Annotated in this window: 22 protein-coding genes; 8 read left to right on the top strand and 14 right to left on the bottom strand. The window is 55.6% G+C overall.

Annotated features, from left to right (window positions below; genetic code table 11):
- Window positions 1-9 precede the first annotated feature (9 nt).
- Together gspD and gspC are read right to left on the bottom strand one after the other, a co-directional pair.
- Window positions 10-1,926: a type II secretion system secretin GspD gene (gene gspD, locus KTH07_RS04885; protein WP_017384866.1), complete on the bottom strand. Its 1,917-nt coding sequence runs from the start codon at window positions 1,924-1,926 to the stop codon at window positions 10-12.
- A gap of 13 nt (window positions 1,927-1,939) precedes the next feature.
- Window positions 1,940-2,671, bottom strand: a complete 732-nt coding sequence (gene gspC, locus KTH07_RS04880) for a type II secretion system protein GspC (RefSeq protein WP_032619996.1) — start codon at window positions 2,669-2,671, stop codon at window positions 1,940-1,942.
- Between the two features lie 300 nt (window positions 2,672-2,971).
- Here gspC and KTH07_RS04875 point away from each other — a divergent pair, with 300 nt between their 5' ends.
- Both KTH07_RS04875 and KTH07_RS04870 read left to right on the top strand, forming a co-directional pair.
- Window positions 2,972-4,534, top strand: a complete 1,563-nt coding sequence (locus KTH07_RS04875; protein WP_032619997.1) for an ExeA family protein — start codon at window positions 2,972-2,974, stop codon at window positions 4,532-4,534.
- Window positions 4,534-5,172 (top strand): hypothetical protein, encoded by a 639-nt coding sequence (locus tag KTH07_RS04870; protein ID WP_032619999.1) that lies wholly within the window; start codon window positions 4,534-4,536, stop codon window positions 5,170-5,172. Before KTH07_RS04875 ends, KTH07_RS04870 begins: the two co-directional genes overlap by 1 nt.
- Here the strand turns inward: KTH07_RS04870 and KTH07_RS04865 are convergent.
- The 3 genes from KTH07_RS04865 to KTH07_RS04855 all read right to left on the bottom strand — a co-directional run bounded on the left by KTH07_RS04865 (window position 5,169) and on the right by KTH07_RS04855 (window position 7,212).
- Entirely contained in the window at window positions 5,169-5,792 is a 624-nt protein-coding gene (locus tag KTH07_RS04865; protein ID WP_017693726.1) for a helix-turn-helix domain-containing protein, read from the bottom strand. The genes KTH07_RS04870 and KTH07_RS04865 overlap by 4 nt on opposite strands.
- A 269-nt stretch (window positions 5,793-6,061) precedes the next feature.
- Window positions 6,062-6,892 carry an N-acetylmuramoyl-L-alanine amidase gene (locus KTH07_RS04860; RefSeq protein ID WP_023296195.1) on the bottom strand — a complete coding sequence of 277 codons (831 nt, stop codon included), beginning with the start codon at window positions 6,890-6,892 and terminating at the stop codon, window positions 6,062-6,064.
- Window positions 6,889-7,212 (bottom strand): heavy metal-binding domain-containing protein, encoded by a 324-nt coding sequence (locus tag KTH07_RS04855; RefSeq protein WP_006174327.1) that lies wholly within the window; start codon window positions 7,210-7,212, stop codon window positions 6,889-6,891. Before KTH07_RS04855 ends, KTH07_RS04860 begins: the two co-directional genes overlap by 4 nt.
- Before the next feature lie 97 nt (window positions 7,213-7,309).
- Here KTH07_RS04855 and KTH07_RS04850 point away from each other — a divergent pair, with 97 nt between their 5' ends.
- The 6 genes from KTH07_RS04850 to artJ all read left to right on the top strand — a co-directional run bounded on the left by KTH07_RS04850 (window position 7,310) and on the right by artJ (window position 11,835).
- Entirely contained in the window at window positions 7,310-7,828 is a 519-nt protein-coding gene (locus KTH07_RS04850; RefSeq protein ID WP_217310890.1) for a lipoprotein, read from the top strand.
- A gap of 226 nt (window positions 7,829-8,054) precedes the next feature.
- Window positions 8,055-8,783 (top strand): arginine ABC transporter ATP-binding protein ArtP, encoded by a 729-nt coding sequence (artP, locus tag KTH07_RS04845; protein WP_006809439.1) that lies wholly within the window; start codon window positions 8,055-8,057, stop codon window positions 8,781-8,783.
- Window positions 8,784-8,801: 18 nt separating this feature from the next.
- Window positions 8,802-9,533, top strand: a complete 732-nt coding sequence (artI, locus tag KTH07_RS04840; protein WP_063161950.1) for an arginine ABC transporter substrate-binding protein ArtI — start codon at window positions 8,802-8,804, stop codon at window positions 9,531-9,533.
- Between the two features lie 6 nt (window positions 9,534-9,539).
- Entirely contained in the window at window positions 9,540-10,256 is a 717-nt protein-coding gene (artQ, locus tag KTH07_RS04835) for an arginine ABC transporter permease ArtQ (protein WP_003858367.1), read from the top strand.
- On the top strand, window positions 10,256-10,924 hold the full coding sequence (gene artM / locus KTH07_RS04830; protein WP_003858369.1) for an arginine ABC transporter permease ArtM: 669 nt from the start codon (window positions 10,256-10,258) through the stop codon (window positions 10,922-10,924). Before artQ ends, artM begins: the two co-directional genes overlap by 1 nt.
- A 179-nt stretch (window positions 10,925-11,103) precedes the next feature.
- On the top strand, window positions 11,104-11,835 hold the full coding sequence (artJ, locus tag KTH07_RS04825; RefSeq protein WP_015571008.1) for an arginine ABC transporter substrate-binding protein ArtJ: 732 nt from the start codon (window positions 11,104-11,106) through the stop codon (window positions 11,833-11,835).
- A 76-nt stretch (window positions 11,836-11,911) separates the two neighbouring features.
- On the opposite strand, the gene KTH07_RS04820 is transcribed toward artJ, so the two are convergent.
- The 9 genes from KTH07_RS04820 to KTH07_RS04780 form a co-directional block, all read right to left on the bottom strand.
- Window positions 11,912-13,381, bottom strand: coding sequence for a sensor histidine kinase KdpD (locus KTH07_RS04820; protein WP_032620001.1), 1,470 nt, complete (start codon window positions 13,379-13,381; stop codon window positions 11,912-11,914).
- A complete protein-coding gene (locus KTH07_RS04815; protein WP_022650690.1) occupies window positions 13,365-14,072 on the bottom strand; it encodes a response regulator transcription factor in 708 nt (235 codons plus the stop codon). Before KTH07_RS04815 ends, KTH07_RS04820 begins: the two co-directional genes overlap by 17 nt.
- 313 nt (window positions 14,073-14,385) lie before the next feature.
- Window positions 14,386-15,516, bottom strand: coding sequence for a 23S rRNA (uracil(747)-C(5))-methyltransferase RlmC (rlmC, locus tag KTH07_RS04810; RefSeq protein WP_017693730.1), 1,131 nt, complete (start codon window positions 15,514-15,516; stop codon window positions 14,386-14,388).
- A 40-nt stretch (window positions 15,517-15,556) separates the two neighbouring features.
- Complete coding sequence (locus tag KTH07_RS04805; protein ID WP_085929694.1) at window positions 15,557-16,054, bottom strand: YbjO family protein; 498 nt, start codon at window positions 16,052-16,054, stop codon at window positions 15,557-15,559.
- A gap of 42 nt (window positions 16,055-16,096) precedes the next feature.
- Complete coding sequence (gene potI / locus KTH07_RS04800; protein ID WP_003858378.1) at window positions 16,097-16,942, bottom strand: putrescine ABC transporter permease PotI; 846 nt, start codon at window positions 16,940-16,942, stop codon at window positions 16,097-16,099.
- Window positions 16,939-17,892, bottom strand: coding sequence for a putrescine ABC transporter permease PotH (gene potH / locus KTH07_RS04795; RefSeq protein WP_017693731.1), 954 nt, complete (start codon window positions 17,890-17,892; stop codon window positions 16,939-16,941). Before potH ends, potI begins: the two co-directional genes overlap by 4 nt.
- A 9-nt stretch (window positions 17,893-17,901) precedes the next feature.
- On the bottom strand, window positions 17,902-19,035 hold the full coding sequence (gene potG, locus KTH07_RS04790) for a putrescine ABC transporter ATP-binding subunit PotG (RefSeq protein WP_063161951.1): 1,134 nt from the start codon (window positions 19,033-19,035) through the stop codon (window positions 17,902-17,904).
- 143 nt (window positions 19,036-19,178) lie between these two features.
- Entirely contained in the window at window positions 19,179-20,291 is a 1,113-nt protein-coding gene (gene potF / locus KTH07_RS04785) for a spermidine/putrescine ABC transporter substrate-binding protein PotF (RefSeq protein WP_015571013.1), read from the bottom strand.
- A gap of 350 nt (window positions 20,292-20,641) precedes the next feature.
- Window positions 20,642-21,118: a YbjN domain-containing protein gene (locus KTH07_RS04780; RefSeq protein WP_003858385.1), complete on the bottom strand. Its 477-nt coding sequence runs from the start codon at window positions 21,116-21,118 to the stop codon at window positions 20,642-20,644.
- Window positions 21,119-21,125 lie beyond the last annotated feature (7 nt).

Below are 21,125 nucleotides of genomic sequence, written 5' to 3'. Positions count from 1 at the left end.
CCCTCCGCCTTACTCTTTAAACGGATTGCGTGCCGCGGAGGTTTTCGCGGGTGCGGCGCTGGCGGCAGGGAACGCTGGCAGTACGGCGTTGTCCGTCGGTTCAATAATGCCCAGCTTCTTCTCTTCCGCTCGCTGCATCTGGCGCACCCGGATCTGGTCGTATTTCTCTTTCGAGGCTGCGCTGTAGTTGTCGTCGTCACGCAGGACGGTGGTATGAATAAACACCATCAGGTTGCGTTTAGAGGTATCCTGCGAGGTGTAGCGGAACAGCTGCCCGACCAGCGGGATATCGCCGAGCAGCGGCACTTTGGAGACCGACTGTTTGGTCACATTTTCCATCAGACCGCCGAGCACCACCGTCTGGCCACTGTGGACCATCACTTCGTTATTGATCGTGCGCGTGTTGAAGGTTGGGCCGAGGCTGGAATCTTCCGTTGCGCTGTTGTCGACGCTGGATACTTCCTGCTCAATCTTCAGGTGGATCATGTCGCCATCGTTGATTTGCGGCACAATCTTCAGCTTGGTCCCCACGGTTTTACGCTCAACCGAGTTAAAGACGTTGTCGCCGCTGGTGGTTTGCGAACCGGAAAGCACCGGCACATCCTGACCGACGTTGAACGACGCTTCTTTATTATCCAGCGTGACCACGCTTGGCGTGGAGAGGATGTCGTTTTTACCGTCGGTGGAGAGCGCGGTCACCAGCGCACCGAAATCACCGTTAAAGAAGCCGGTCGCAAGGCCCGTGAAGCTCGCCCCTTTCATGGTGCCATTTTTAATCTGGCTGATTGGCAGGCCGGTAGCGCCAAACTGCACGCCGCCGTGCTTGCTGGTCCACTGCACGCCAAGATCCAGGCCGTTGCCGTCCTGCACTTCGGCAATGATCGCTTCCACCAGCACCTGCGGACGGCGAATATCCAGCTTGTCGATCACCTTCTCCAGGGAGTTCATCACGTTAGGCTGCGCGGTGATCACCAGGGAGTTGGTCGACTCGTCGGCGGTAATGTTCAGGTCGGTTGAGGCGCTCGCGGTTTTCGCTTTGGCCGCGCCCGGCTTGTCTTTCAGCTGCTCGCCAATCCCCGTCAGCACCGGTACCACTTTGGTGGCGCTGGCATATTTGAGGTAGAAGACGCGGGTGTTCCCCTCGTTATTCTGCTCGCGATCCAGCTGATGGATAAGGGAACGGGTACGCGCCCGCGCATCTTCCGAGCCGCTGATCACCAGGCTATTGGTTTCGTCATCCGCCACCACCTTGGTCGCCAGCTGCGGCGCATTCTGCCCCTTCTGCTCTTCGTTGTTGAGGTTATTCAACATATCCGAAAGCTCTTTGGCAGAGGCAAAGCGCAGCGGGATGATTTCGCGGCGCTGAATACCGTCTTTATCGACGCGCTGCACCAGATCCACCAGGCGGTTCACCACCGAGGCTTTACCGGTTAACAGCAGGACGTTGGACGGCTCAAAGTGGACCACATTCCCGATGCCGGTGGCATCGTTGAGCTGACGCAGCAGCGGGGCCAGCTCGCGAACGGGTACGTTTTCCATGCGCACCACGCGGGTGATAATCTCGTCACCTTTGCCCGGGTTTTTGCTGTCTGCCAGCGGCGCACCGGCGGTACGCGCCACGCTTGAGCGCACCACTTTGACCATGCCGTTGTCCATCGGGATCACCGACAGGCCGTAGAGATCCAGCACGCTCAGGAAGAACTGGTAATACTCATCCTCCGTCAGCACGTTGTAGGTTCTGACCGAGACGGTTCCCTGGACGGACGGATCGACCAGAATAGTTTTGTTGAGATTGCGACCTACCGTATCGATAAACTCGCGAATATCAGTATTTTTAAAACTTGCGCTAAAGTTAGCTGCAAGCAGCGAACTGGAATATAACGACAATGCGGTCAGCGCCACGCATGCCCAGGGAAATTTTTTCATGTCTGCACACTTATTAATTGTTTAGAACATTAACCCGAATATTTTCAAGGTGAGCGTGACGTCGTACGATGACCTCCGCTTCTTTCATTTTCGACCAGTTGGCAATAATGCTTTTCGCTTTTGCTTCATCGGTCATATCGACAGAGTTAACCTGAATCGCCACATCGCCTTTTTCCAGACCTGACTGACTGTAAAAGGCGGAGGCATTCCTTGGGTTTATCCGGTAGCCTTCCAGTCGGCCTTTTTCAATGATGGGTTTTAACACCAGATAATCATCAAGATGCACACTCTCTGCGCCAGCATCTTTCGTCGATTTTGTAACCGGGCCGCTCTCCACGCCCCCCTTAAAATAGTCCGGTTTATTTAACGCCAGTACCTGCGTAGCACCTTCATAATTAACCACCACATTATCTTTGTTTATTTCCTGAATAAATGCGTCGTTAAACCCGGCGAGCGGTTCACCCTCGCGGTAGCTTCGCTGGCCGCCCGGGGTTTTGATGACAGCGAAGGAGAGCCAGGCGTCATCACTGCGCACAATGCCTTCAATCTCCGCCGCCAGCGGGGGTTTTGCCGCAGCCGATAAGTTCTCCTGACGGACGGCAGCCGTAAAAAGCGTGAAGGGTTTGTCTTCGCGCGTTTTTTTCAGCGGCTGTAGGTCAGAATTAGCAAACTTATTCGTAACTTTTTTATAATCTTTAAAGGTGAGATAGCCTTGCTGGCCGCAAAAAATGAGCAGCAAAAACATAATACAAGGCGTTATCCACCGTGACAGAAATGAGAACCTCATTTTTTATCCGGCCTATAGCAAAGCAAAAATAAGCAGCGTCATACTGCGCCAATATGGAGGAAAATAGTAATAAGCTGTTGCAAACGCGACCACTGACTTCGCCACCAACTTTCATAAAGAAAAATATTGACCGTATAAATTCCAGATGTTAGGCGCAGCCGGCTGGATATTTTTACTCTGTCTGCAAATTGACCGCTCAGGGGCATTACCTTACTTTCTGCTGCTGTTGCTATTCCTAATCAGAGACGGTAAGTCGTTATGTATCAGAGTCACTTTAATTTTAAAAATCCGCCATTCAGGACAATCACCCGTTTATCCGGTGATTTTCTGGTGCCTTATCATCAGGACGTGTTCAACCTGCTGAAAGAGAAAACCCAGCTGGCGGGAATTATCGGGCTTTTTTGCGACGACGCTCCGCTTCTGGGTCAGTTCATCGACGCGCTTAAAGCCAGCAACAATACCGTTCTTGCCATCAACGCGTTTCCCAAACTGAGTGCCAGTAGCCTGCTGTACAAACTCAACCCGGGAACGAAAGCGATTAAAGATCGCATGCAGGCAGTGGATGCCGTCCTGCGCCAGTGGCAGGAGGGGAAAGCAAAATCCAGAGTGCTGACGATCGCCCATGCCGAAGCCATGAAGGAGAGCTGCCGTGAAGTCCTGGGAACGCTGCTCACGCGCGCCCAGGAGCTGAACTTCCGGCTCGCCGTGGTACTGACGGGTACTGCGGATCAGGAGATCCTGCTAAAGCAACCTGAAATGCGCGAATATACGCACACGCATCATGCCCTGCGCCCCCTGACCTGCCGCGAATACCTGAGCTATGTTCAGGCCCAGTGCGAAGAACACGGCTGCGAAAACTCGCCGTTGCCGCCTGCCCGCGTGCGCAAAATGCACACGCTAACCAAAGGCAACATCAGCAAACTGAACGCGCTGGCGCACCTGTCAATGCTCGCCGCCTGGACGGAACGCGCGGCGCAGGTCAGCCCACGTCATTTACGTCTGGCGGCGGGAGAGATCCTGCCCGCCCAAAAACACGGTAAGCGCCTGGCGACCGTGGGGCTGTTTGCATCCGTGCTGTTTGCCGCCTGCGGCTGGTATTTGACCTCATCGATCGGCGCACGCCTGCCGATCCAGCTGCCGGTGCCCGTCAGCTGGAAACAGCAATCGCTAAAAGTCGAAGCGCCCGTAGTGCCGGTTATCGACAACGAAATAGTTAATCAGCCGGATGCGATGCATCAGTTGTATCTCATGTGGGGGTATGACGCCTCGGCCGAAGATGCGCTGTGCCAGAACGCCGCCAAAGTGAACCTGATGTGTAAACAGGGGAACGCGTCGCCGGAGACGCTGGCGCAGGAAGGGTATCCGTGGGTCAGTGAACTGAAAACCAGCGGCCATCTTAACTATGCGGTGGTCGCCAGGGTCGGGGACACGTCCATTGACCTGTTAATGAATAACCGGACCTGGCAGGTGAGCCGCAGCTGGTTTAACCGGCACGCGACCGGCAACTTCACCCAGCTGCACCGCCTGACACCGGAAGGTAAAGACGCGATCGGCGCGGCCAGCGACAGCAAAGATATGGCCTGGCTGGATCAGCAATTAAGCCTGGCGCTGAGCCAGCCCGAAACGCATGCCCGGATCTGGACCACAGAGATGATGAAACGCACCCGCGAGTTCCAGCAAAAAATGCATCTGCACGTGGATGGTATCCCCGGTGAAGATACGCTGATGCAGCTGATGCGCGTGACCAACAGCACGCCGGGCGTACTGATTCAGACCACCCGCACCACCCCGGACGCGAAAATGCAGGAGAAGAAAGCCTAATGTCGACCATCTGTCTTGCGGCCCAGCGCAGCTATACAACCGGGGAAGCGGTCTGGTTTTCGTACCGTCTCCCCAGCCTTAAAAACGTATTCGGCAAAACAGTGTTATGGCTGGTCGGGCTTTGCGCCATGCTGGTTGTCGGCCTGTATATGCACGTCTACTGGAACCTACGCCACCCGGCGCCTGAACCGGTCAACGCCAGCGTTGCGAAACCGGAAACGCAGCTTTCGGATATGCATTACGTGTACGTGAGTAAACCGTTCCCGCATCCGCAGCCTAAAGCTGCGCCAGTGCCAGTTGATGTTCCATCGATGCAGGATCTGCCGATCAACAGTGATGATGGCGACTGGCAGCAGGCGCCCGACGGCGCGGTGCCACACGACGCCTCACGGGATACCTTACCCGGGACCGAAGCGCATGAGCACGATAACGCTCCCGCCAGCACGGGCAGTGAAGAGTCATCATTAACGGAATTATTTAAGCAGGCGCTAAAAGAGCAGGAGCAGGATTATTCTCAAGGAAAAATTCCCGAGCCGCCGGTTGACGAAACGCAGGATAATTCACAAGCCAGTGTAAAAAACAGTGGAAATAGCCGTTCTCCTTTCAGTGAAAAAGGAGACGGCGGGAGCAGGTATTAATATTTTTCAGGCAGTGCGGTAAGGTTAAGCAGTCGACCTTTTTCCACCACAATATATTGACCCTTTTTCAGATCGGAGAGGATTTTAATAATAGTGCTACGTGCCAGGTTAGTGTATTCCTGAATGTAATCATAAACGTTAATATCACGCTGTTGTTGAACAATCAGGTCGTTAATCTCATATAAAAATTCGCGGACAACGGAATACGCACTGCGGGCAACCAGAACATCATCACGTTTGCTCAGCATGCAGATGTACCAGGAAAGGACTTTGGTCAGTTCTGGCCACAGATTTTTTTCGGTCATCAGCTGGGCGAAGACCTCTTTCTTGATCGAGCGAACAACCGTATTCGTCCGAACAAGGCCGTACATATGGGTGGCGTTGTAATACATTGACGACAGGCCGAAAATGCATTGCCCGGTGACGGTGAACATGCACAGTTCGTCAGATTCACGTCGAAATTCGACTTCACCGCTGACGATAATATGAATATAGCCGGAATCAGAGGTGGAAATTTTCTGCCATTTTTTTAACGTTCTTTCTTCAACGCCTGAGGTTGCAGAAATGATCTTTTCCATTTCATGTTGCGGACGTAATTTTTTTCCATAGATGCTTAACATTGTTATACCCGATTCAAGATGTGATTTTTAAAAAGCATGGCCACGGTGTTGTTACCGAGCCATAAATATTTTTCCTGATGAAAACGTCAAGAATAAACAAAAAAAGAGTGAAGCTTTTTATTAATTCGCCAAATTACTTAGCGCGCTATGTGTCCATCTTAAATCCGGATAATTTTAAGTCAATTAACTAAAAATGAAATGAGTTTGTACTTAGGATTAATCTGATAGAAACTTACGAAAATATACTCATTCGGGGGTAGTCCGAAGGTTTACCCCTGCCCGTATTTCTCTAAAAGTGCTTCGGCAATCGCCATGGTTTCCACATCCGCTACGCCATTCCATAACTGCGGACGGAAATGCATCTGGAAAACCATGATGATGCGTTTTTGCTGTTCGGGCGTACTGTTTTCTGGCACTTCGTAACCGTAGCGCGCCAGCAAATCGAGCAGTGCTGCGGTATCAACCTGCTGATAATGCGGTCGCCCGTTGATATAAAAATTCACGCGCCCCGGATCGGGCCAGGCTCCGATACCCTGCTGCGCCAGTTCGCGCCAAGGAAACAGTGGCCCAGGATCGTCTTTACGCTGCGGGGCGATATCCGAGTGTGCCACCACGTTCTGCGGTTTAATGTCGTAGCGGGCGATGATGTCTCTGGCAAGCGGGATCAGCGCCGCAATTTGCCCCGGTTCGAAGGGGGTAAAGGTTTTCACGTCACCGGTTTTCCGCCAGCCGCGGTTTTCCAGCTCAATGCCGACGGAGGTATCATTTATGCGGTTGGTGCCACGCCAGAAGCTGATGCCCGCATGCCAGGCCAGTTCGCTCTCCGGGACCAGCTGCCAGATACGCGGTTTGCCCTGCGGAGCTGGCGGCTTTGCGGGGATGAGATAGTGAGAGCTGACGTTTTTATCGGTCAGGGTCGCAAGCGAGGTGTCGAAATCATCGGCGGTGTAGTGAATAACCAGCACCTTTATACGCGGGTAGGCCGCCTGCGCCTGATGGCGCGTATCCAGCTCGTACGCGCCTTTATCAACAATGCCCTCTTCCGAGGCGCATCCTGCCAGCAACATCGCCAGCAGGAGGGTTGAGAGCGAACGCTTCATCGACGGGTTTTCACCGCCGTACCGCTTACGCTCACCATCAGCATGCTGGCATCTTTCCCGACCGTTTCGTAGTCGATATCAATGCCCACCACCGCATCCGCGCCCAGCGCTTTGGCCTGCTCGCCCAGCTCCTTAAAAGCAATCTCGCGCGCCTTACGCAGCTCTTTCTCGTACGCGCCGGAACGACCCCCGACGATATCCCGAATGCCGGCAAAGAAATCGCGGAAAATGTTTGCGCCCAGAATCGCCTCACCGGTGACCACGCCGCAGTACTCGGTAATCGGTTGACCTTCCAGGGTTGGCGTTGTTGAAAATTGCATACTTTCTCTCCTTCTTTAGCGTTCAATGCGTTAGCGACAGCATTATCGGTTCGTTACGCTATGATTGAAAGGATAGTTAATAAATAAGGAAATCAACATGCGCTACTCTGCTTTAACGCTTTTAGTGCCATGCGCGCTGGTGCTCAGCGCCTGCACAACGCCGGTCACGCCAGCCTTTAAGGATATCGGAACCCGCAGCGGCCCTTGTATTGAGGGTGGCCCGGATGCCGTGGCGCAACAATTTTATGATTACCGTATTCAGCATCACGGTAATGACCTGACCGCCCTGCGCCCGTACCTGAGCGATAATCTGGCGAAACTGCTCACCGACGCTTCGCGCGATCCGCAGCACAACGCCCTGCTGTCATCCGATCCGTTCTCCAGCCGCGCCACGCTGCCGGACAGCGCCGACGTTGCCAGCGCGTCCACCATACCGAATACCGACGCACGCAATATTCCCCTGCGCGTGAAGCTCACCCAGGGGACGCAAACCTGGCAGGATGAGGTGCTGATGATCCGTGAAGGCCAGTGCTGGGCAATAGACGATGTGCGCTACATTGGCGGCAGCGTTCATGCCCCGGCGGGCACCCTTCGCCAGTCGATCGTGAACCGCTAACGCCTCCGTTCAATAAACGTTAACCCCGTAAAATGTCCGGCATTTCCTGCGGAATGCCGACATTTATACTCGCCCCCCTTTCCCGTCGCTATTTTGTGCTATGTTTAAGAGGAAACACGGGTTATATTTAACTTTTAACGCAGAAATATTGCATAACTATTCTGTCAACGGTACTATCTGCGGCCTCAATTGCTATAGATTGCCTGGATGAGTAAAGACTGCCCCGATGAGTATTAAACTAAACGGCATTAACTGCTTCTACGGCGCACACCAGGCGCTGTTCGACATTACGCTGAGTTGCCCGGAGGGCGAAACGCTGGTTTTGCTCGGCCCAAGCGGCGCGGGAAAAAGCTCCCTTCTGCGAGTTCTTAATCTGCTTGAAATGCCCCGTTCGGGGACGCTGGCCATCGCCGGTAACCATTTTGACTTCGCGAAAACCCCGTCTGATAAAGCGATTCGTGAACTGCGTCAAAACGTGGGCATGGTTTTCCAGCAATACAATCTCTGGCCGCATCTGACGGTGGTGCAAAACCTGATTGAAGCCCCGTGCCGCGTGCTTGGCTTAAGCAAAGACCAGGCGATGGCGCGTGCGGAAAAGCTGCTGGAACGTCTGCGTCTGAAACCGTACAGCGACCGGTATCCTTTACACCTCTCTGGTGGTCAGCAACAGCGTGTGGCGATCGCCCGTGCGCTGATGATGGAGCCGGCAGTGCTGCTGTTTGACGAGCCAACCGCGGCGCTGGACCCGGAAATTACCGCCCAGATCGTGAGCATTATTCGTGAGCTGGCGGAAACCAACATTACCCAGGTCATCGTGACCCACGAGGTGGAAGTGGCGCGCAAAACCGCCAGCCGCGTGGTTTATATGGAAAACGGGTATATCGTTGAGCAGGGTGACGCGAGCTGCTTCACTAACCCGCAAACCGATGCCTTCAAAAACTACTTATCACACTAATGTGTTAGGAAAATTATAATGAAAAAAGTATTGATTGCCGCGCTGCTTGCTAGCGTCAGCCTTTCCGCTACCGCAGCCCAGACCATCCGTTTCGCCACTGAAGCGTCCTACCCTCCGTTTGAATCCATTGATGCGAACAACAAGATTGTTGGCTTCGACGTGGACCTGGCAAACGCCCTGTGTAAAGAGATCGACGCGACCTGTACCTTCAGCAACCAGGCGTTCGACAGCCTGATCCCAAGCCTGAAGTTCCGCCGTATCGATGCCGTAATGGCCGGAATGGACATCACTCCGGAGCGTGAAAAGCAGGTTCTGTTCACCACCCCTTACTATGACAACTCGGCCCTGTTCATCGGTCAGAAAGGTAAATACGCCTCCGCTGACCTGCTGAAAGGCAAGAAAGTCGGCGTGCAGAACGGCACCACGCACCAGAAATTCATCATGGATAAGCATCCGGAAATCACCACCGTGCCGTATGACAGCTACCAGAATGCGAAGCTGGACCTGCAAAACGGTCGTATCGATGCGGTGTTCGGGGACACGGCTGTTGTGACCGAATGGCTGAAAGCGAACGACAAGCTGGCCGCCGTGGGTGACAAGGTGACCGATAAAGACTACTTCGGTACAGGTCTGGGTATTGCCGTACGTCAGGGCAATACCGAGTTGCAGCAGAAATTCAACGCTGCGCTGGAAAAAGTGAAGAAAGACGGCACCTACGAAACCATCTACAAAAAATGGTTCCAGAAGTAATTCCTGATGAATGAAATTTTTCCTTTAGCAAGCGCCGCCGGGATGACCGTCGGCCTTGCCGTTTGTGCACTGATTATCGGCCTCGTACTGGCGATGTTCTTTGCGGTGTGGGAGTCCGTTAAGTGGCGCCCTGTCGCATGGCTCGGTTCAGCGCTGGTGACTGTGCTGCGTGGACTGCCGGAAATTCTGGTGGTCCTGTTTATCTATTTCGGCTCCTCACAGCTGCTGTTAACGCTGTCGGACGGCTTCACGATTAATCTCGGCTTTGCGCAGATCCCGGTGCAGATGCAGATTGAGAACTTCGACGTCAGCCCGTTCCTGTGCGGCGTGATTGCGCTCTCCCTGCTCTATTCGGCCTATGCGTCACAAACGCTGCGCGGCGCGCTGAAAGCGGTACCGCAGGGTCAATGGGAATCCGGCCAGGCGCTGGGTCTGTCGAAAGCGGCGATCTTCTTCCGCCTGGTGATGCCGCAGATGTGGCGTCATGCCCTGCCAGGGCTGGGTAACCAGTGGCTGGTACTGCTGAAAGATACCGCGCTGGTGAGCCTGATCAGCGTGAACGATTTGATGTTGCAAACAAAAAGTATCGCCACCCGTACGCAGGAGCCGTTTACCTGGTACATCGTCGCGGCGGCTATCTACCTGGTGATCACGTTGCTGAGCCAGTACGTTCTGAAGCGTATTGATCTGCGCGCAACGCGTTTTGAACGGAGACCAGGCTGATGCTGGATTATTTACCCGAACTGATGAAAGGGCTGCACACCAGCCTGACGCTGACCGTCGCGTCTATCATCGTGGCGCTGATCCTGGCGCTGATCTTCACCATCGTCCTGACGCTGAAAACGCCGGTGCTGGTGTGGATTGTACGTGGCTACATTACGCTCTTCACCGGAACGCCGCTGCTGGTGCAGATCTTCCTGATTTACTACGGCCCGGGCCAGTTCCCGTCGTTACAGGAATATCCGGTTATCTGGCATCTGCTCTCTGAGCCATGGCTCTGCGCCCTGATTGCCCTCTCCCTGAACAGCGCGGCCTATACCACGCAGCTGTTCTACGGCGCCATTCGCGCGATCCCGGAAGGCCAGTGGCAGTCCTGCGGGGCGCTGGGCATGAGCAAGAAGGATACGCTGGCGATCCTGCTGCCTTATGCCTTTAAGCGCGCCCTCTCTTCCTATTCCAACGAAGTCGTGCTGGTGTTCAAAAGTACCTCTCTGGCCTACACCATCACCCTGATGGAAGTGATGGGCCACGGACAGCTGCTGTACGGACGCACCTACGACGTGATGGTGTTCGGTGCGGCGGGTCTGGTCTATCTGGTGGTCAACGGTCTGCTGACCCTGATGATGCGTCTTATCGAGCGTAAGGCGCTGGCGTTTGAGCGCAGAAATTAATCGACTTAATGCATAAAGCTGTTTTCGTAGTGCGGGTAACCTGATGGGTTACCCGCATTTTTTTATGCATTAAATAATATTTAATCATATTTATTGCATATAAATTCATTGAGTGGCATTGTACATCCATGCCGCAGACACGGCGCATAATGACAAGATTGACAGACGGGAGCATTACAATGAAAAAGTTAGTTCTGGCCGCATTACTCGCAACCTTCGCCGCTGGCGCATCCGCCGCCGATAAAATCAATTTCGGCGTTTCTGCCACCTATCCGCCGTTTGAATCGCTGGATGCCAGCAACCAGATCGTCGGCTTCGACATCGACCTGGCGAAAGCGCTGTGCAAGCAGATGCAGGCCGACTGCACCTTTACTAACCACGCATTTGACAGCCTGATCCCGTCCCTGAAATTTAAAAAGTACGACGCGGTGATCTCCGGCATGGACATCACGCCAGAGCGCAGCAAGCAGGTCGCGTTCACCGACCCGTACTACGCGAACTCTGCGGTGGTGATTGCGAAGAAAGGGGCTTATAAATCTTTCGACGAGCTGAAAGGCAAGCGCATCGGCATGGAGAACGGCACCACGCACCAGAAATACCTCCAGGACAAGCATCCTGAAGTGAAAACCGTGGCCTACGACAGCTACCAGAACGCCATTATCGACCTGAAAAATGGCCGTATTGATGGCGTATTTGGCGACACCGCGGTCGTGAATGAGTGGCTGAAAACCAACCCGCAGCTGGGTACAGCGACGGAGAAAGTGACCGATCCGCAGTATTTCGGCACTGGCCTCGGTATTGCCGTGCGTCCGGATAACAAGGCTCTGCTTGAGAAACTGAACGGCGCGCTGAAAGCGATCAAAGCTGACGGCACATACCAGAAAATCAGCGAGCAGTGGTTCCCGCAATAACCTTTTTTGCCGGGTGACCTGGCCTACGGGGGTGGTCTGTAGGCCGGGTAAGGCGAAGCCGCCACCCGGCAATTTCTTAAAGCGGCACAAAGAACCTGAACCGTGCCCCGCTCACGGACTCCATCAGCCTGATCCCCCCGCCGTGCAGCTCCAGCATTCTTTTCACGATTAACAGCCCTAACCCGCCCCGGTGCTCCCGCGAGGCCTGTGGATTTAACGCTGACGGACGCTGGAACAGATCGTCCCGTAATGCGGCATCAACACCCGTTCCGCTGTCGGCCACTTCAACCTGTAACCGGTCGTTCTCCTGCCACACCGCCAGACGAATGTCTCCACCTGCTGGGGTATGGCGTATCGCATTATCCAGCAGATTCGTCACCACCCGTTCAATCATGGAAACATCGGCCAACACCTGCGGCAGCGGACCCGGGACGTCAATGTGCAGATTTAACTCACGCGTGCGGGCAGCGAGTTCAAACTTTTGCGCCACGTCGGAAATCAGTTCAGCCATGGCAAAACGCTCGCGCTGGGGCTTGATGCCGCCGTGCTCAAGACGCGCCAGCTCGAACAGCTGCTGCGACAGATGGCGTACCTTTTGCCCCTGACGCAGCGCGGTAGCGAGGTACTGCTGATGCTCCTGCGGCGACAGCGTTGCGGATTTCAGCGACAGCGTTTCCAGATAACCCAGCAGCGACGTCAGCGGGGTGCGTAAGTCGTGCGAAATGTTGGCGATAAACTCCCGGCGCTGGCGGTCGCTGTCGGCCAGCCGATCCCACTGAGAGGTGATTTTGCGCGCCAGCTCGATAAAGGTATTGCGCAGGATCGCCACTTCATCCTGGCCGGCAGGCTCAAGCGGCTGGGCCGCCAGCTGCTTAATCGCGCTGATGCTGTCCTGCTCCAGCCCGGCCACGTCCAGCGTGAGCTCTTTAACCGGGCGCGTCACCCAGTACCAGAGCAGCAACCCCGCCAGCAGACCAAACAGCGCCACCAGCAGCATCGACCACAGCGCCGTACTCCAGAGCGCTTTGTGCCAGGCCATCTCCGCCAGCGCGTTGGACTCCTCCCCCTGCAAAATAATGTACAGATACCCCTTCAGCTCACCGTCCTGCCGCAGCGGGGTGGCGCTGAAGACTTTCTTATTCTGGCTTCGGGGATCGTCGCCAAACACCGGCATCACCGTCCCGCTGAGGAAATTCTGTATCGGCACGAGGTCAATTTTTTGCCGCTGAATGTGCCCTGGCGGGGCGGCATCGGCCAGGATATCGCCATTTGGCGAGACAACATACAGCTCGACGCTCGGATTAAAGGTCATCAGCCGGTCGAACAGCGGTTTTAAGGCGCTGCGATCCACCCTGCCCTGCGCATCCACAATCGCTTCCCGCTGCACAATCTGCTGCGCCAGCCCGCCGGAGAGCCGCTGCACCATCGCATTGCCGTACTGCATGCTACTGTAGAGCTGCACCGCACAGGCGACGGTGGCGCAGAGCAGCAGTAACGCCGTAAACAGCAGCGTCAGGCGCTGGCTCAGGCTAAAGCGACGCATCATGATTCTGCTCCGCAAATTTGTAGCCTTTGCCCCAGACGGTGCGAACGATCTCCGGCTCGGCGGCATCTTTCTCTATTTTAATGCGCAGGCGGTTAATGTGGGTATTGACGGTGTGTTCGTAGCCTTCGTGCTGATACCCCCATACCTGCTCCAGCAGTGCCAGCCGCGAAAAGACCTCTCCGGGATGGCGGGCAAAGAAATAGAGCAGTTCAAATTCGCGCGGGGTGAGATCGACGTGTTGGCCGTTAAGGCGCACGGTGCGCGCCAGCGGATCGATAGTCAGTCCGTGCGCCTGAATAATGCCGTCCGTCTGCGCCTGGCCCATCGCCTGCTGACGGCGAAACAGCGCCTTAATGCGGGCAATCAGCTCCTGCACCGAGAAAGGTTTTGCCAGATAATCATCCGCCCCGGTTTCCAGGCCGGTAATACGGTCAGTTTCACTGCTGCGGGCGCTAATGATGATAATGGGCAGGTAGCGGGTCATCTGGCGGATACGGCGGCAAATCTCCAGACCATCGACATTCGGCAGCATCAGATCGAGGATCACCGCGTCCCACGGCTGTGTTTCAAGACGCTGTAAGGCGTTGCCCCCGTCGGGCTCGTGGGTAATGGCATAGCCTTCATCTTCCAGGTTAAGACGCAGGAGTGCCGCGATATCGTGGTCATCTTCTACCAGCAGGATCTGCTTCATGGGTAAGCCTTCAATCATTTGTTATGACGTAAGCTTACCTGATTTCGAGCGGGGGAAGAGTTCACATTTTGTTGAACATTGTGCGGGGTTTATGCCGGGTGACGGCTTCGCCTTACCCGGCCTGCGCTTTGGTTAACAACGTGAGCTGACAGGCTATTTTGCCGACCAGTTGAAAGCGCCACGCTGGCTTAAAACAGAGACGGGAGTCGCATTACTGGGTTGAGCAAACAAAGCCGGGTGGCGGCTACGCCTTACCCGGCCTACTCCGGATCGTAGGCCCGGTAAGCGCAGCGCCACCGGGCGATGTTGAGGATTAGCGCGTTTTCACCAACAACGTCAGCACTTCATAATGGGCGGTATGCGGGAACATATCGAAAAGCTGCACGCGTTCAATGCGGTAGCCCGGTAGATGAGCGATATCCTTCGCCATGGTCTGCGCGTTACAGCTGGAGTAGACAATGTACTCCGGCGCCATCTGGCTCAGGTAGTCGCAGAGCGCCTGGCCGATACCCCGGCGCGGCGGGTTCACCAGCACCAGCTCCGGCACGTTGCCCTGTCCGGTGGCGAACCGGGTCGAGTCCAGCGCCTGGAAGTGCAGATTCGTCAGCCCCAGCTCTGCGGCGGACTGCTTCGCGCAGGCAATCGCTTCGGCGGAGATCTCAATTCCGGTGAGCTGCATGTCTGGCGTGGCACAGTGCAGGCCAAAGCCGCCGACGCCGCAGAACAGATCCCACATGTGATGAACCTGTAACGCACGCACCCAGTCGCGCGCGGTGGCATACAGCGCGCTGGCGACGGTGGGGTTAGTTTGAAAGAAGCTTTGCGGACGGATCCACAGCGGCACGCCGTTAAAGCTCTCCGCCAGCGCATGCTGTTCGGTGAAGAAAATCTCTTTCTCACCTTCCATGATCGCCATATGCACCGGCTGAATATTCGCGGTGATAACCTTGAGCTGCGGAAGCTGTTCCTGCAACCCCGGAAGCGCCGCGCGCAGCTGCTCCAGCTTGTTTTCCGAACGCAGCACAAAGCGCAGCATCATCCCGCCGTCGATCTGGCTTTCGGTCAGCAAAAGGTATTTCAGCTCGCCGCGCCTGCGGGCAACGTTATAGGGCGTTAACCCCGCCCGGGCGATAAACGGTTTCAGCGCGCTAAACACCGGCTCAAACGAGGCGGGATATAGCGGGCAGTCGGTTAAATCTTCCGGGGTGCCGTCGCGGTGCAGCATCCCCAGCAGCGGCTTTTCAACGCTGCCGCTGACCACCATTTTGGCTTTATTGCGAAAGCCCTGTTCCGGGCCACTTACGGGTGCGCACCACTCGCCCACCGCATGTGCTGTCAGCAGCTGTTGCAGGTCGGCCATTTTGGCGGTGAGTTGTTGAGAGACCGGCTGTTCTATCCACTGACAGGAGCGGCAGCGTCCGGCGTCATAGAGTGCGCACTGCATATGAAAACCTTAAGAAACACGAGGGCTGCGATTATACACATTATTGCAGGCGGAAGAACCGCCGACTGGAAGCCGGGAGATAAAGCAGGCAGAGCACCAGCATATCCGGCAGTTTTTGCATCACCAGTGAATGGAAAATCTCGCGTCGCGACTCACCGGGTATGCTGAACAGCTCCGGATAGCCATAGCCCAGCGAGGCGGCCCACAGGTAGCCTGCGGCGGTGATCTGCGTAAGCAGATACACCCAGCGCGCCCAGTTACGTCCTTTCACCAGCGAGAACGCACAGTAGATCTCAATAAACACCAGCATCAGGCTGCTGAGAAACACCAGCGTCAGATTCCACGTCTGCGCGCTGCGGTGAATAAATTCCCCCATTCCGCGCGGACCCAGCGTGTTCATTATCATCAGCACATCCAGGCAGCGGATCATAATAATGGCGAGCGCCGCCACCTGCACCAGTGCAGGGACGTTCGGACGAGCGTGCGAATGACGTGTTTTTTGTAAGAATCCCAATGTTTTTACTTCCCTGAAAAACAGTGCCGCGTCATACGCGGCACATCATTGGAAATAGTAATTCCTTCAGCCGCGTCTTGCACGCTGGATATCGCGCACACGCTGTTTTTCCGCGCGCGCCATCAAATACCAGGCGATAAATCCGACAATTCCGACCACGCCAAGGATGATGGACGCCAGGGCGTTGATCTCCGGATTCACCCCCATCCGCACGCTGGAGAAGACCAGCATCGGCAGCGTCGTCGCGCCCGGCCCCGACACAAAGCTGGCGATAACCAGATCGTCGAGCGAGAGCGTGAACGCCAGCAGCCAGCCGGAGATCACCGCCGGCATAATCATCGGCAGCGTGATGATGAAAAAGACCTTCAGCGGCGTTGCGCCGAGATCCATCGCCGCCTCTTCAATGGAGCGATCCAGCTCGCGCAGTCGCGAGGAGATCACCACCGCCACATACGCCGTACAGAAGGTGACATGTGCCAGCCAGATGGTGAGCATCCCGCGATCCGCTGGCCAGCCGATGGCGTGCGCCAGCGCGACAAACAGCAGCAGTAGCGACAGGCCGGTGATGACGTCCGGCATAACCAGCGGGGCGGTGATCATAAACGCGAAACCATTCGCCCCGCGGAAACGGCCAAAGCGCACCATCACCAGCGCGGCGATAGTGCCCAGCACGCAGGCCATCGTCGCCGCCAGCGCCGCAATGGTCAGGCTCAGCCCCACCGCGCTCATCATCGCATCATCATGGAACAGCTCGCTGTACCAGCGCGTGGACCAGCCCGCCCAGACGGTGACCAGCTTAGAGCTGTTGAACGAGTAGATCACCAGCATCAGCATTGGCGCATACAGGAAGGTAAAGCCGATAATCAGGATCGCAATTCGCCACGGGGAGCGTACTACCGGTAAGTTGTTCATCCGTGGTCTCCCATCTGTTTCTGCTGATGTTTGTGGAACCACATGATCGGCACGATCAGCAGCAGTAACATGACGATCGCCACCGCCGAGGCCACCGGCCAGTCGCGGTTATTGAAGAACTCCTGCCACAGCACGCGGCCAATCATGATACTGTCCGGGCCGCCGAGCAGTTCCGGGATCACAAACTCCCCGACCGCCGGGATAAACACCAGCATCGATCCGGCGATGATCCCGCCTTTGGTGAGCGGCACAATGACGCTGAAGAAAGTCTTCAACGGGCGTGCGCCGAGATCCAGCGAGGCTTCCACCAGCGAGTAATCGATTCGCGTCAGCGCCGTATAGATCGGCAGCACCATAAACGGCAGATAGGCATAGACAATCCCGATATACACCGCAAGGTTGGTGTGCAGGATCGTCAGCGGCTGGTCGATGACCCCAAGCCACAGCAGGAAATTATTCAGTATGCCGTTATTCTTCAGGATCCCCATCCACGCGTACACGCGGATCAGGAACGACGTCCACGACGGTAAAATGACCAACAGCAGTAAAATATTTCGCGTCGACGGCTTGCTGTGCGCCACTGCCCACGCCAGCGGGTAGCCCATCAACAAGCAGCAAATCGTAGAAATGGCCGCAACCTGTAACGACTGCAAATAGGCTTCGAAATAGAGCGGATCGTCGGTCAGTTGCAGGAAATTACCGAGGTTTAAGGTCAGCGTCAGCTGCCCGTCGGCCCACTCCCACAGATCGGTATACGGTGGGATCGCCCGCGCCATCTCCGCCAGGCTGATCTTAAAGACGATCAGGAACGGCAGCAGAAACAGCAGGATCAGCCAGATATAGGGCATGGCGATGACCAGCTTGCGGCCATGCGCCATCTGCATGCGCGCCAGCCAGAGCGCGAAACCGCCCGGTTTTTTGACGCGGGCTGGAGGTTCAAGTGTGCTCATGACCGCTCCTTATACCGTCAGGACTACGCAACTGTCCGCATCCCAGCAGAGGCTCACTTCGTCGCCCCAGGTTGGCTGTCCCTTGCGATACCGGTGTTCGTTCTGTAACTGGGCGCTGAGCATCTGGCCGCTTTTCACGCGCACATGGTAAATCGACAGATCGCCGAGATAGGCAATGTGCACCACTTCGCCCACGGCAAAGTTATAGCCATCGGCGGGCGGCTCATCGCAAAGCATGATTTTTTCCGGGCGCAGGGCAACGTAAACCGGCACGTTGTCCACCACGGAGTTATCAGAATCAACCTTCAGCGGGTGCACCAGCCCCGGCGATTCAATCACCAGACCGTCGTCCTGGCGTTCCTTCAGTAGCCCTTCGAAGACGTTCACCGAGCCGATGAACTCCGCGCTGTAGCGGGTTGTCGGGTGTTCATAGATCTCTTCCGGCTCGCCGATCTGCACGAACTTACCGCGATTCATGATCGCAATGCGCCCGGCCATGGTCATCGCCTCTTCCTGATCGTGGGTCACCATCACGCAGGTCACCCCCACGCGCTCGAGGATATCCACCACTTCCAGCTGCATCCGGTCGCGCAGCTTTTTATCCAGCGCGCCCATCGGCTCGTCGAGCAGTAATAATTTTGGTCGCTTCGCCAGACTTCTTGCCAGCGCCACGCGCTGACGCTGGCCGCCGGAAAGCTGATGCGGCTTACGCTTCGCAAACTCCTGCATATGCACCAGGCTCAGCATCTCTGCCACGCGCGCGGTGATTTCGGCTTTCGGCAGTTTGTCCTGCTTCAGGCCGAAGGCGATGTTCTGCTCAACGGTCATGTGCGGGAACAGGGCATAGGACTGGAACATCATGTTTATGGGCCGCTGGTACGGCGGCACGCTGGAGAGGTCTACCCCATCCAGCACGATCTGCCCGGCGGTAGGCTGTTCAAAGCCTGCCAGCATACGCAGCAGTGTTGATTTGCCGCAGCCCGATGCGCCGAGCAAAGCAAAAATTTCACCTTTGTAGATCGTCAGGCTGACATCGTCCACGGCATGCTGGCCGTCGAAGGATTTGGTGAGGTTACGAATTTCAAGAAGCGGGGTCAGCGCTTTACGGACTTTCGCCTGCGGGCGGGGGATAGCGTCATTCACGGGGTGCTCTCCGGCATAGATCAACACTGGTGCAAACGCACCGTCAGGGTGCGCATCGCCGGGCGGCGCTAACGCTTGCCCGGCCTACGGGATCTGTCGGCCCGGTAAGCGACAGCGCCACCGGGCAACGATATCAAACGCCGTTACTTACCGCTTTTCACCTTGGTCCACGCGCGGGTACGCACACGGTCAATTTTCGGTTCCTGCACTTTCAGGGTGAAGAGCTTGGCAAACACATCGGCTGGCGGGTAGATCGCCGGATTATTGCGGATTTCTTCGCTCACCAGCGGCACGGAGGCCTTGTTACCGTTGGCGTAGTAGACATGGTCGCTGATGTGGGCAATCACCTCCGGACGCATCAGGTAGTTGAGGAATTGATACGCTTCCTCTTTATTTTTCGCATCAGCCGGCATCGCGAAGACGTCGAAGAACGCCAGCGCCCCCTCCTTCGGAATGAAGTAGGAAACATTTACGCCGTTTTTGGCCTCTTTCGCGCGGTTCGCCGCCTGCCAGACATCGCCCGCCCAGCCGATGGCCACGCAGATATCCCCGTTAGCCAGGTCGTTGATGTACTGAGAGGAGTGGAAGTAGCGAATATTCGGACGCAGCTTCAGGAGCAGGTCGGTTGCCGGACCGGTGTAGTCGTCGGCCTTGCTGCTGTTAGGATCTTTGCCGAGATAGTTAAGCACGGTGGCGAAAATCTCTTCCGGCGCATCGAGGAAAGAGACGCCGCAGCTTTTCAGCTTCTCGAGGTTTTCCGGCTTCAGCACCACGTCCCAGCTGTCCAGCTTGACGTCCGGGCCCAGCGCCGCTTTGACTTTATCCACGTTATAGCCAATACCGGTGGTCGCCCACAGGTAAGGCATCGCGTATTTATTCTCCGGATCGTGCTTCGCCACCAGCTTCAGCACGTCCGGATCGAGGTTTTTCCAGTTCGGTAATTTGCTCTTGTCCAGCGGCTGGAAGACACCGGCGGTCAGCTGACGCTCCAGGAAGCTTGCCGACGGCACCACCAGATCGAAACCGGTGCTGCCCGCCATCAGTTTGCCTTCCAGCACTTCGTTGGAATCGAATACGTCGTAGACAACCTTAATGCCGGTCTCTTTTTCAAAATTCGCGACGGTGTCCGGCGCAATATAGTCAGACCAGTTATAGACGTGCAGCGTTTTTTGTTCCGCAGCGAGCGTGCCGGCAGAGACGGCCATCAGAGCACCCGCAACCAGACCCGATAACCATTTTTTATTCAAGGCGATCATATTGTTATTCCTTCTGAAAGTTCGTTAACAAACGAACCAAAACTGTGCAGCTTGAAGATATGCAATAATCATGCATAGTTTGTCGCTCTGCCCGAAATAAAATACCCCCCTCTTCCCGGCAGGTTCCGCTCGCTTTTTTAAGCACCGCAAGAATAACTGTAGCCCGTGTCTCCGGCTATAGCCCAGACGAAAAAACGCCTTTTATCAATTTTTTATGCAGATTATGTCTACGTGATAAGCCGAAACGGCCGGAGAGGAGGTGAAAAACTCTTTAAAGAAAGGTTAAAAGCAGCAGAAAAAACGGTGTTATGCAGCCGCTCTGGCAGCGACTGCGCAAAAGTCAGACAGGCTTAGTGGAGAAAATTGGGAGATGCATCATTATTCTCGGCATCATCTTCCGCGCTATACAGCAGGTGATGTGCGTTGGCTTCCATCATTACCATTGAAATTTGCTCTTCGCTCAGGCGCATAAACCAGGCGAATTGCTTGAAGGAGAGCCCCGCGCCGGAGAATAAAGACTGGCAAACCACCAGCTTTGGCAGATTATCATCCTGTATGTCGAGAAACGCTTTCACCGTCAAAGAACTGGCGTTGATCGCTGACAGATCAGACGCCAGCGCCAGCAGCGCAGAAGGCTTTACTTCAGCCAGCGCCGAGAACAGGATCACGTCGTTAATCAGATCGATTTTGGCATCGAAAATGCCATCGAAATTTTGCATGTGAGGCAGATGCAGCGCCTGGCAGGAGTCGCATTCGAAGAAAGTAATACCGGCATCATCGAGCCATTGACGTAACGTATCCAGTGTAGGTACGACCTGTAAATCCATCGCTGTG

The organism is Enterobacter cloacae complex sp. ECL72 (genome assembly GCF_019056635.1).
GTDB classification, from domain to species: domain Bacteria; phylum Pseudomonadota; class Gammaproteobacteria; order Enterobacterales; family Enterobacteriaceae; genus Enterobacter; species Enterobacter hormaechei_C.
The sequence above is the reverse complement of the archived record's forward strand: the minus strand, read 5'-3'. Positions and strand labels throughout refer to the sequence as shown.

Bases quoted from the DNA above. Each gene is read 5' to 3' on its own strand.
- gspD (WP_017384866.1), bottom strand. From the start codon at position 1,926: ATGAAAAAATTTCCCTGGGCATGCGTGGCGCTGACCGCATTGTCGTTA.
- gspC (WP_032619996.1), bottom strand. From the start codon at position 2,671: ATGTTTTTGCTGCTCATTTTTTGCGGCCAGCAAGGCTATCTCACCTTT.
- KTH07_RS04875 (WP_032619997.1), top strand. From the start codon at position 2,972: ATGTATCAGAGTCACTTTAATTTTAAAAATCCGCCATTCAGGACAATC.
- KTH07_RS04870 (WP_032619999.1), top strand. From the start codon at position 4,534: ATGTCGACCATCTGTCTTGCGGCCCAGCGCAGCTATACAACCGGGGAA.
- KTH07_RS04865 (WP_017693726.1), bottom strand. From the start codon at position 5,792: ATGTTAAGCATCTATGGAAAAAAATTACGTCCGCAACATGAAATGGAA.
- KTH07_RS04860 (WP_023296195.1), bottom strand. From the start codon at position 6,892: ATGAAGCGTTCGCTCTCAACCCTCCTGCTGGCGATGTTGCTGGCAGGA.
- KTH07_RS04855 (WP_006174327.1), bottom strand. From the start codon at position 7,212: ATGCAATTTTCAACAACGCCAACCCTGGAAGGTCAACCGATTACCGAG.
- KTH07_RS04850 (WP_217310890.1), top strand. From the start codon at position 7,310: ATGCGCTACTCTGCTTTAACGCTTTTAGTGCCATGCGCGCTGGTGCTC.
- artP (WP_006809439.1), top strand. From the start codon at position 8,055: ATGAGTATTAAACTAAACGGCATTAACTGCTTCTACGGCGCACACCAG.
- artI (WP_063161950.1), top strand. From the start codon at position 8,802: ATGAAAAAAGTATTGATTGCCGCGCTGCTTGCTAGCGTCAGCCTTTCC.
- artQ (WP_003858367.1), top strand. From the start codon at position 9,540: ATGAATGAAATTTTTCCTTTAGCAAGCGCCGCCGGGATGACCGTCGGC.
- artM (WP_003858369.1), top strand. From the start codon at position 10,256: ATGCTGGATTATTTACCCGAACTGATGAAAGGGCTGCACACCAGCCTG.
- artJ (WP_015571008.1), top strand. From the start codon at position 11,104: ATGAAAAAGTTAGTTCTGGCCGCATTACTCGCAACCTTCGCCGCTGGC.
- KTH07_RS04820 (WP_032620001.1), bottom strand. From the start codon at position 13,381: ATGATGCGTCGCTTTAGCCTGAGCCAGCGCCTGACGCTGCTGTTTACG.
- KTH07_RS04815 (WP_022650690.1), bottom strand. From the start codon at position 14,072: ATGAAGCAGATCCTGCTGGTAGAAGATGACCACGATATCGCGGCACTC.
- rlmC (WP_017693730.1), bottom strand. From the start codon at position 15,516: ATGCAGTGCGCACTCTATGACGCCGGACGCTGCCGCTCCTGTCAGTGG.
- potI (WP_003858378.1), bottom strand. From the start codon at position 16,942: ATGAACAACTTACCGGTAGTACGCTCCCCGTGGCGAATTGCGATCCTG.
- potH (WP_017693731.1), bottom strand. From the start codon at position 17,892: ATGAGCACACTTGAACCTCCAGCCCGCGTCAAAAAACCGGGCGGTTTC.
- potF (WP_015571013.1), bottom strand. From the start codon at position 20,291: ATGATCGCCTTGAATAAAAAATGGTTATCGGGTCTGGTTGCGGGTGCT.
- KTH07_RS04780 (WP_003858385.1), bottom strand. From the start codon at position 21,118: ATGGATTTACAGGTCGTACCTACACTGGATACGTTACGTCAATGGCTC.